The sequence below is a fragment of the Aquimarina sp. 433 genome (genome assembly GCF_054054605.1).
The window spans coordinates 1-611 of the sequence record NZ_JBSWZK010000036.1; the positions used below are offsets into that span (position 1 = coordinate 1).

1 protein-coding gene is annotated in these 611 nt (G+C 38.0%); it reads left to right on the forward strand.

Translation table 11 applies throughout. The features are described from left to right. A partial coding sequence (locus tag ACWNT5_RS24245; protein ID WP_456518859.1) for a DUF7507 domain-containing protein occupies positions 1 to 611 on the forward strand: 611 nt, incomplete at both ends.

The following is a 611-nucleotide window of genomic DNA, read 5'->3' on the forward strand; positions in this document are numbered from 1 at the left end:
ACACCATCTACATTGGCACCAGGAGAACAAGGTACTGCGCAGGCAACATATGTAATTACACAGGTTGATATTAATAACGGAGAAGTTATAAATAGCGCTACTGTGATAGGAGAAGATCCAAATGGAGATGATGTGATCGATGTTTCAGATAATGGAGATGAATTAGTAGATGATAATGGAGATAATGATCCAACCAATGATGAGACGATTACCGAGATTGATCAGTTACCTAATTTAGCACTTACTAAAACAGGTATCTATGTAGATGTAAATGATGATGGTCTTCCTAATGTTGGAGATGAGATTCAGTACACTTTTACAGTAGAGAACACAGGTAATGTAGATATCACCAATATTGTATTATCAGATCCATTACCAGGAATTGTTATAACTGGCGGTCCTATTGATTTAGCAGTAGGAGAGATTGATATGACCACATTTACAGCTAACTATGTGTTAACGGCAGAAGATGTTCTTTCAGGAGAAGTGATCAATCAGGCTACAGTAACAGGTCAAGATCCAAATGGAGATGATGTGGTTGATGTTTCTGATGATCCTACCAATACAACAGATGTTGATACCGATGGTGATGGAGATGCAGAGGATGAAAC